Raw genomic sequence first — 667 nt, 5'->3', positions numbered from 1 at the left:
CATTTATAGTCTCCTTCAATTTTTAATAATTTAAATATTTATCTGCTAAGTAGTTCAATCTTTTATATGTATCTTGACCTTTAGCATACAATGTATTAGCTTCTGCTGTTAAAATTGGTGTCTCTTCTCTTTTTATACTGTCTTTTTCTTTTATCCATTGGAGCTGTTGCTGTGTTAATTTTTTCATTTCATTTTCAGACAAAATAGTTTTTAAACCACTCCAAAGTTCATTTAAGTTTTTATCCATAATATCATAAAAATGTTTAGTATAACTATTATTTGATTCCTTTTCATCTGGAAAAGCTAACTCTCCTGTTTTTACAAAGTGTCTTCCAAAGTAAGTTTGCACTTCTCCCATTTGCTTGTAATAACTGTCTTTAACTTCATCTAACCTTTCTCTTGAAACATCTGCTTTATATACGCCATTAGATAGTTCTTCTTTAGCATTACCAGTATCTTTATACTCATTTTTAGTAGTTGCATTTTCTTCAGCTTTAGATTTTTCAGTATTTGATGTTGTAGTTTTTTCACTAGTAGCTGGAGATTTAGTGTCATCTTCATTCTTTGGTGTTGTTTCTGCATCTTTATGATTTTCATTAACTTTATCTTCACTCTCTTTATTGTCTTGAGTATCATCAGTATCTTTCTGTATACTAACCTCATTATC

Annotated in this window: 1 protein-coding gene; it reads right to left on the bottom strand. The window is 28.9% G+C overall.

Annotation, left to right across the window (positions count from 1 at the left end; genetic code table 11):
• Window positions 1–22: 22 nt before the first annotated feature.
• Window positions 23–667, bottom strand: a 645-nt coding sequence (locus tag GBZ86_RS17575) for a lysozyme inhibitor LprI family protein (protein ID WP_170272320.1), incomplete at its 5' end; no start/stop codon positions are given.

The sequence above is a fragment of the Clostridium tarantellae genome, assembly GCF_009295725.1.
Taxonomy (GTDB): Bacteria; Bacillota; Clostridia; order Clostridiales; family Clostridiaceae; genus Sarcina; species Sarcina tarantellae.
Note: the sequence above shows the minus strand (reverse complement) of the source record. Positions and strands in the feature narration are given on the sequence as shown.